Origin of the sequence: Streptomyces sp. GbtcB7, assembly GCF_019091445.1 — a bacterium.
Lineage (GTDB): Bacteria > Actinomycetota > Actinomycetes > Streptomycetales > Streptomycetaceae > Streptomyces > Streptomyces mirabilis.
On record NZ_JAGXJM010000094.1, the window covers coordinates 1 to 7,792 of the forward strand.

At 69.9% G+C, this 7,792-nt stretch carries 7 protein-coding genes and 1 pseudogene; all 8 read left to right on the forward strand.

Features of this window, described 5'->3' with window-relative positions; all coding sequences use genetic code 11:
• Window positions 1-199, forward strand: a pseudogene (locus KVT44_RS54980) (4-hydroxy-2-oxovalerate aldolase); the annotation flags it as partial.
• Complete coding sequence (locus KVT44_RS54985; protein WP_254651212.1) at window positions 196-1,401, forward strand: NAD(P)/FAD-dependent oxidoreductase; 1,206 nt, start codon at window positions 196-198, stop codon at window positions 1,399-1,401. The pseudogene KVT44_RS54980 and the gene KVT44_RS54985, both read left to right, overlap by 4 nt.
• Window positions 1,398-2,471, forward strand: a complete 1,074-nt coding sequence (locus KVT44_RS54990) for an amidohydrolase family protein (RefSeq protein ID WP_217576700.1) — start codon at window positions 1,398-1,400, stop codon at window positions 2,469-2,471. Before KVT44_RS54985 ends, KVT44_RS54990 begins: the two co-directional genes overlap by 4 nt.
• Window positions 2,468-3,328: an alpha/beta fold hydrolase gene (locus tag KVT44_RS54995; RefSeq protein ID WP_217576702.1), complete on the forward strand. Its 861-nt coding sequence runs from the start codon at window positions 2,468-2,470 to the stop codon at window positions 3,326-3,328. The genes KVT44_RS54990 and KVT44_RS54995 overlap by 4 nt, the downstream gene beginning before the upstream one ends.
• A 1-nt stretch (window position 3,329) precedes the next feature.
• Window positions 3,330-4,115 carry a 2-keto-4-pentenoate hydratase gene (locus KVT44_RS55000; RefSeq protein ID WP_217576704.1) on the forward strand — a complete coding sequence of 262 codons (786 nt, stop codon included), beginning with the start codon at window positions 3,330-3,332 and terminating at the stop codon, window positions 4,113-4,115.
• On the forward strand, window positions 4,018-5,838 hold the full coding sequence (locus tag KVT44_RS59680) for an LLM class flavin-dependent oxidoreductase (protein WP_308314424.1): 1,821 nt from the start codon (window positions 4,018-4,020) through the stop codon (window positions 5,836-5,838). Before KVT44_RS55000 ends, KVT44_RS59680 begins: the two co-directional genes overlap by 98 nt.
• 107 nt (window positions 5,839-5,945) lie before the next feature.
• A complete protein-coding gene (locus tag KVT44_RS55010) occupies window positions 5,946-7,046 on the forward strand; it encodes an NAD(P)-dependent alcohol dehydrogenase (RefSeq protein ID WP_217576706.1) in 1,101 nt (366 codons plus the stop codon).
• A gap of 26 nt (window positions 7,047-7,072) precedes the next feature.
• A partial coding sequence (locus KVT44_RS55015) for an aldehyde dehydrogenase family protein (protein ID WP_217576708.1) occupies window positions 7,073-7,792 on the forward strand: 720 nt, incomplete at its 3' end.

Genomic DNA, 7,792 nt, shown 5'->3' on the forward strand with positions numbered 1-7,792 from the left:
GGACCGCGCGTCGATCACGCAGGGTTACACAGGGGTGTACTCCAGCTTCCTGTTGCACGCCGCGCGCGCGGCCACCCGGTACGGCGTACCGGCCCACGAGATCCTCCAGCGGGTCGGGGAGGCCGGATTTGTGGGCGGGCAGGAAGACATGATCATCGACATCGCGCTGCAACTCGCAGAATCCCGGAGCACAGAATGAACCGCAACAGTGTGCTGATCGTCGGGGCCGGGCCGGTCGGCCTGGTCAACGCCTTGGGACTGGCGCAGGCCGGCGTCCACGTCACCGTGCTGGAGAAGGAACCGGCAGTCGTCGACGAGCCGCGCGCCATGGTGTACCACTGGGCCGCGCACGACGGGCTGGAGCGGATGGGCCTGCTCGACGACCTCACCAAGGCTGGCTTCACCACGTCCAACTGGTCGTCCTTCCGGTTGTTCACGACCGGGGAGACCATCTCCTTCCACTACGACGGGGTGCTGGGCGACGAGGTGCGCCACCCCTTCAACCTCCATCTGGGCCAGGACCGGCTGGCGGAGGTCGTGCTCGCGCACCTGGCGCGCTTCCCAAACGTCTCCGTCGTGTGGAACGCCACGGTGACGGAGCTGTCCCAGGACTCCGACGGCGTCACGGTCAGCGCCGACACACCGGACGGCCCGCGTGAGTTCCGCGCCGGCTGGGTCATCGGCACCGACGGCGCGCGCAGTACGGTCCGGCAGCTGTTGGGGCTGAACTTCGACGGACTGACGTGGCCGGAGCGGTTCGTGGCAACGAATGTCCGCTTCGACTTCGACCGCTACGGCTACACCCCCTCGACGATGCAGATCGACCCCGTGTACGGAGCCGTCGTCTCCAAGATCGACGACACGGGGCTGTGGCGCTGTACCTACTTCGAGGACGCCGCGCTTCCGGAAGAACAGGTCCGGGAACGGATCCCCAGCTATTTCGACGCCGTCCTGCCGGCGGGCGAGGAGTACGAACTCGTCCAGTACTCGTCGTACCGGATGCACCAGCGGGCGGCGGAGCGGTTCCGTGTGGGACGGGTCCTGCTGGCCGGTGACGCCGCACACGCCACCAATCCCACCAGCGGATTCGGGCTCCTGACGGGCCTGTTCGACTCCTTTGTGCTGTTCGAGGCGTTGGCCGCGGTGATCCACGGTCAGATCGGTGACGAGGTCCTGGACCGGTACGCGGAAGACAGGCGCCGCGTCTTCCTCGACTACACCTCGCCGATCTCCACCCGGAGCAAGAAGTTCCTCTTCCACTCGGACGACCCGGTACAGCTGGAGAAGGATCTGGCCGAGCTGCGGAAGACCGCCGGTGACAAGGCACTCCAGCGGGAGCGCTTCATGACCGGGAAGAAGATCGAGAGCCCGTCGCTGCTGACCGGGCAGGCGTCCCGGTGAGTTCGGACAGCGGGACCGGCCGCGACCTGGTCGTCGACGTCCACGCCCACTGGTTCCCGCTCGGCCTCACCGATCAGTCGGCCCGCACCGGCGATCCGCGGTGGCCCCACCTGGTGGCCGACGACGAAGGGTCCGGGCGGATCATGCGCGGGTCCGAGGTGTTCCGCAAGGTGAGCCGGTCCCTGTGGGACGTACCGGCCCGGCTGGCCGACCTCGACGCTGCGGGAGTCGACCTCCAGGTCCTCTCCCCCGTCCCGGTGACCCTGGCGTACTGGGGCGACCCGAAGGCAGCCGAGGAGTTCCTGCGCGAGCAGAACGACCTGCTGGCCGAGGCGGTGGCCGCCTCCGGCGGCCGGCTTGCCGCCATCGGCGCGGTGCCGCTCCAGGAACCGGGCGCCGCCGTACGCGAACTGCGGCGGCTGACCGGCGAACTGGGCCTCGTTGGCGCCGAGATCGGCACCCAGGTCGCCGGGCACGAACTCGACGACCCGGAGCTGCGGCCGTTCTTCGCGGCGGCCGAGGAGCTGGGGGTACCCCTGCTCGTGCACCCCACGGACGGCGGCGGTGCCACCCGGCGCCGGGGCCAGCCGTACGAGTTCGGCGTCGGTATGCTCACCGACACCGCCCTGTCCGCGACCGCGCTCGTCTTCGGCGGCGTGCTGGAGGAGTTCCCCGGACTGCGGGTCGCGCTCGCGCACGGGTGCGGCTCCTTCCCCTGGACGTACCCGAGGACCCGGGCGTTCGCCACCGCGACCGGCGGCGCGACCGCCCCGGCCCGCTACGACGAGCTGGTCGGCACCCTCTGGGTCGACTCCCTGGTCTTCGACCCCGAGCATCTGCGGCTGCTGACCACCCGGTTCGGCGCCGATCACCTCATGGTGGGCAGTGACCACCCCTTCCTGCCCGGCTATCTCCGCCCCGCCCACGAAATCGTCACCGACGCCGCCGGGCAGGGCGTCCTCACCCCCACGCAGACGGCCGGCGTCCTCGGTCGCAACGCCGTCGAATTCTTCGGCCTCACCCCGGCGACAGCCGGCCGGGCCGACACCGATCTGGAGGAAATCCGTTGACCACCACCCCCCAGAACCTCACCAGGGAATCGACGTCGCGCTACGCCGATCTCAAGGAGATGCGCGTCCACTACCACGACGCGGGAAGCGGCCCGGTGCTGCTGATGCTGCACGGCGGCGGCCCCGGCGCGAGCGGCTGGAGCAACTTCAAGCAGAATCTGGCCACCCTCACCCCGCACTTCCGGCTGTTGATCGTCGACCAGCCGGGCTTCGGGCTCACTGACAAGCCGGAGCACGACGAGCCCCAGCACGAACTCACCGCCAGGGTGCTGATCCAGCTCCTGGACCACCTCGGTGTCGACAAGGTCACCCCGGTCGGCAACTCGATGGGCGGTGCAGCGTCCCTGGAGTTCACGCTGTCGTACCCGGAGCGGGTGGACCGGCTGATCCTGATGGCACCGGCCGGCGGCGCGCTCCCGATCACCAGCGACAACGTCACCACCGAGGGCAAGTCGCTGGTCCGCTTCGCCCAGGCTCCGTCCCCCGAGGCGATGAAGGCGCTGGTGGACGCGCTGACCTTCGACGGGGACGCCATTCCCGCCGAGACCCTGAAGGAGCGTTACGAGGCCGCCGTCGAACCCGAGTCGCTGGCCTATAACGCCCGGATGTTCAAGAACTGGATCACCCGCGGGCTCTCCCCCAAGCACTGGAAGCGGGTCGGCGAGATCACCCACGAAACGCTGCTGCTGTGGGGCCGCGAGGACCACGTACTGCCGCTCGACTCCAGCCTGCACATACTGCACCAGATGGCCAACGCGCGACTGCACGTGGTGCCCAACTGCGGCCACTGGGTCATGGTCGAGGCCCAGCAGGAGTTCGAGCAGCAGATCCTCACCTTCATGCGGGCGGACGGCTGACATGGATCCCGTCCAGGCCGCCGCCGACCGGCTGTGGGAGGCCGCCCGCAACGGGCGGCCCTGCCCGCCCGTACGGGACCTGCTCGACCCCGATGACGCTGACGGTGCCTACGAGGTCCAGCGACGCAACGTGGAACGTGCCGTCAGCGAACACGGCCAACGGGTGTGCGGCCGAAAGATCGGCCTCACCTCCCCCGCCGTACAGGCCCAACTCGGCGTCGGGCAGCCCGACTTCGGCACCCTTTTCGCCGACCTCGGGCACGGCGACGGCGAGGAGGTACCAACCGGGGCGCTCCTCCAGCCGAAGGTCGAGGCCGAAGTGGCCCTCGTCCTGCGCGACGGCCTGGATCTGGGCGTCCACACCGTCGCCGATGTGATCGCCGCGACCGCGTTCGCGCTGCCCGCGCTGGAGATCGTCGACTCCCGGATCGCCGGCTGGGACATCTCCTTCGCCGACACCGTCGCCGACAACGCCTCGTCCGGCCGGTTCGTTCTGGGGACCGTGCCGGTTGCGCTCTCCGCCCTCGACCTCGCCGGGGTCAGGATGTCGATGCGGGTCGGCGGCCAGGAGCGTTCCACCGGCGCGGGCGCGGACTGCCTCGGCAACCCGCTGTTCGCCGCCCGCTGGCTGGCCGACCGGATGTGCGCGCTCGGCACCCCGCTGCGCGCCGGCGATGTGGTGCTGACCGGTGCGCTCGGGCCGATGGTGCCGGTCGCTGGGGGCGACGAGGTGGAAGCGGAGATCCAGGGCCTGGGACAGGTCCGGGCCCGCTTTTCCAAGACGTAGAGTCAAACAGGAGCAGTCATGCCAAGTACGGACACTGTCAACGACAACGACGTACGGGCCACGCCTCTCGGAGGCGTTGACCAAACCTTCAAACTCGGGCTCTTCGGCACCAACGCGAGCCAGGGACTCTGCATCACCGATGGCCCCCGGCAGCTTCGAGATCAGCTGGCGGGGCGTCGAGGCCGTCGCCGAACTGGCCGACGACATCGGGTTCGACATGCTGCTGCCGTTCTCCCGGTGGAAGGGACTGGGCGGGCGTACCAACGCCGGCGGCGGGGTCTTCGAGACCCTCACCTGGGCGGCCGGACTAGCCGCCCGGACGAAACGGATCACGGTCGTGGCCGCGAAGGCGGCGACCACGATCGACCTCATCTCCGGCGGGCGCTTCGCGCTGAACATCGTCATGGGGTGGCTCTCCCCCGAGCCGGCCATGTTCGGCCAAGAGTTGCTGGAGCACGACGAGCGTTACTGCTTCGGCGAGGAGTGGGTGACGATCGTCAGGCGGCTGTGGGCCGAGAGCGAGCCCTTCGATCTGCGCGGAAAGCACTTCGAGGTGACCGGCGCGGAGTCGTATCCCAAGCCCCTGCGGGCGGGTGGACCGGCGATCATCAACGCGGGCAGCCCACCCGCCGGCGTCCGGTTCTCGGTGAAGCACACCGACGTCAACTTCACCTCCATCTTCACCCTGGACAGGGCCCGCGACCATGTGCAGCAGCTCAAGGGCATCGCCCGCGAGGAACACGGCCGCGACATCAGCGTCATGACGTACGAGACGATCTGCTGCGCGGACACCGAGGCCGAGGCGAAGGCACGCTACGAGCGGATCATCGCCCACGCCGACTGGGAGGCCGTCGCCAACCACATGCGCTTCGTGGGGCTGAACAGCGAATCCTTCGATGATCAACTGCGCCACGTACAGGAACGTTTCGTCACCACCACCAGCGGCGGCTATCCGATCGTCGGCACCCCGAACAGGTGGCGGAGCGGCTCGTCGCCATCGCCGAGGCTGGAGTCGACGGCATGGTGTTCGGCTTCCTGGACTACGAACCGGAACTCGCCCACTTCGCGGAGAAGGTGCTTCCGCTCGTCAAGGAAGCCGGGGTCCGTGTCTGACCACCGGACTCCGACCGCGGGCGCCGTGCGACTCCTCGCCGTCGGAGGTTCCAGGCGATCCGGCTCAAGTTCCGAACAGGCGTTGCGCGTCGTCGCGGCGGCCGCGCGGGAGCGGGGCGCGGTCGTCGAGCTGATCACCGGACGCGATCTGATGCTGCCGATCCACGATCCCGGGTCCGCACACCGCTCCACCGAAGTGCGCAGGCTGATCGAGGGGATCCGGAAGGCGGACGGCCTGCTGCTGTCCTCGCCCGGATACCACGGCACTCTCTCCGGGATGATCAAGAACGCCCTGGACTACGTGGAAGACCTGCGGGACGACCCCCGTGTCTACCTCGACGGCATGCCGGTCGGCTGCGTCGCCGTCGCGTACGGCTGGCAGGCCTCCGTCTCCACCCTGCACAGCCTCAGCGTCACCGTGCACGCTCTGCGCGGCTGGCCGAGCCCGTACGGAGCGGCCATCAACACCTCGGCCAAGGTCTTCGGACCGGCCGGTGGGTGCCTGGACCAAGCGGTCGACGACCAGTTGTCCACCATCGCCGCGCAGGTCGTGGAGTTCGCGGCGCTGCGCAAACCGACTGCGCCGGCCGACACGCCGACTCGCGCCTGACATCCGCGACCGGCGCCCCGGCGCCCGGACCGAACAGCGGTCCGGGCCGGATCGGGACCGCGACCGATGCACCATCCCCGCACCGCATCCTGGCAAAGGAGCCACCCATGCGTATCACCGCTGCTGTGACGGAGAGTCCGGGAGCGCCTTTCACCCTCTCGGTGGTCGACATCGAACCACCCCGCGCGGACGAGGTACTGGTCCGCATCGTCGGCGCCGGGGTGTGCCACAGCGACCTGGTGGCCCGCGACCAGTGGCTCCCGGTAAACCTGCCGGCGGTACTCGGCCACGAGGGCTCGGGCGTGGGCGAGGCTGTCGGCGCCGGCGTGACCCAGGTGCGCCCCGGCGACCACGTCATCCTCGCCTTCAGCTGGTGCGGCGCCTGCCGCAACTGTCTGCGTGGCCGTCCGGCCTACTGCGATCTGTTCGTGCCCGCCAACTTCTTCGGACGGCGAATGGACGGCAGCACGCCGCTGCACCGCGCCGGGGAGGACGTGGGCGGCGCCTTCTTCGGGCAGTCGTCCTTCGCCGGCCACGCCGTCTGCAACGAACGCAATGTGGTCAAGGTGCCCCACGATCTGCCACTGGAACTGCTCGGCCCGCTCGGCTGCGGGACCCAGACCGGGGCGGGCGCCGTCCTCAACTCGCTGCGCCCGGAGGCGGGCAGCAGCATCGCCGTGTTCGGCGCGGGTTCCGTCGGGATCAGCGCGGTGATGGCCGCGGCGGTGGCGGGCTGCACGACCATCGTCGCCGTCGACCTCAACGACCAGCGGCTCGCCCTCGCCAAGGAACTCGGGGCGACCCATGTCGTCAACGGCTCCGAGGGCGACACGGTCGGACACCTCCGCGAGCTGACCGGCGGTGTCGGCGTGGAATTCACTCTGGAGACCACCGGTGTCCCCGCCGTGCTGCGGCAGGCGGTGGACGCACTCGGCCAGGGCGGTACCTGCGGGCTCATCGGTGTCGCGGCGCCCGGCTCGGAGGTCTCCCTGGACATGCTGGGGCTGATTCTCGGCCGGGGCGTGCGCGGCATCTCCGAGGGCGACAGCGTCCCCCGCATCTTCGTCCCGCGGCTGCTGGAGCTGTACCGCCAGGGCCGTTTCCCCTTCGACCGGCTGATCCGCACCTACCCACTGGACCGGATCAACGAGGCGGTCGAGGACTCCGAGAAGGGCCTCACCCTCAAGCCGGTCCTGACCTTCCCCTGACCCTCGAACCCACCACGGAGACATTCATGCTGCACACATACGACAGGCTCTACATCGGGGGCGACTGGATAACCCCCAGCTCCGACCGCACCATCGAGGTGACCTCCGCGAGCACGGAGGAGATCATCGGCCGGGTCCCCGAGGCGGTCGAGGCCGACGTGGACGCCGCGGTCGGTGCCGCGCGCGCGGCCTTCGACGACCCGGCGGGGTGGTCGCACTGGGAACCGGCGCGCCGCGCCGAGGCCATGGAACGGCTCGCCGTCGCCCTGGAACAACGCGCGCCCGAGATGGTACGACGGGTCAGCGCCCAGAACGGAATGCCGGTCTCAACGGCCGAGCGGCTGGAGGGCCTGTTCCCGCCGCTGGTGCTGCGCTACTACGCCGGCCTGGCGAAGGAGGCCGCCTTCGAGGAACGCCGGCCCGGCATGTTCGGCGGCACCACGCTGGTCCGGCGGGAGCCGGTCGGGGTCGTGGCCGCCATCGTGCCCTGGAACGACCCGCAGATGCTGGCGACGTTCAAGTACGCCCCCGCGCTGGCCGCGGGCTGCACCGTGGTGGTGAAACCCTCGCCGGAGGCCGTGCTGGACAACTTCCTGTGGGCGGAAGCGGTCGCGGAGGCCGGAATCCCGCCGGGCGTGATCAATGTGGTGCCCGGAGGCCGGGAGACCGGCGCCCCCCTGGTCGCCCACCCCGGTGTGGACAAGGTCGCCTTCACCGGCTCGACGTCGGCGGGACGTTCGGTCGCC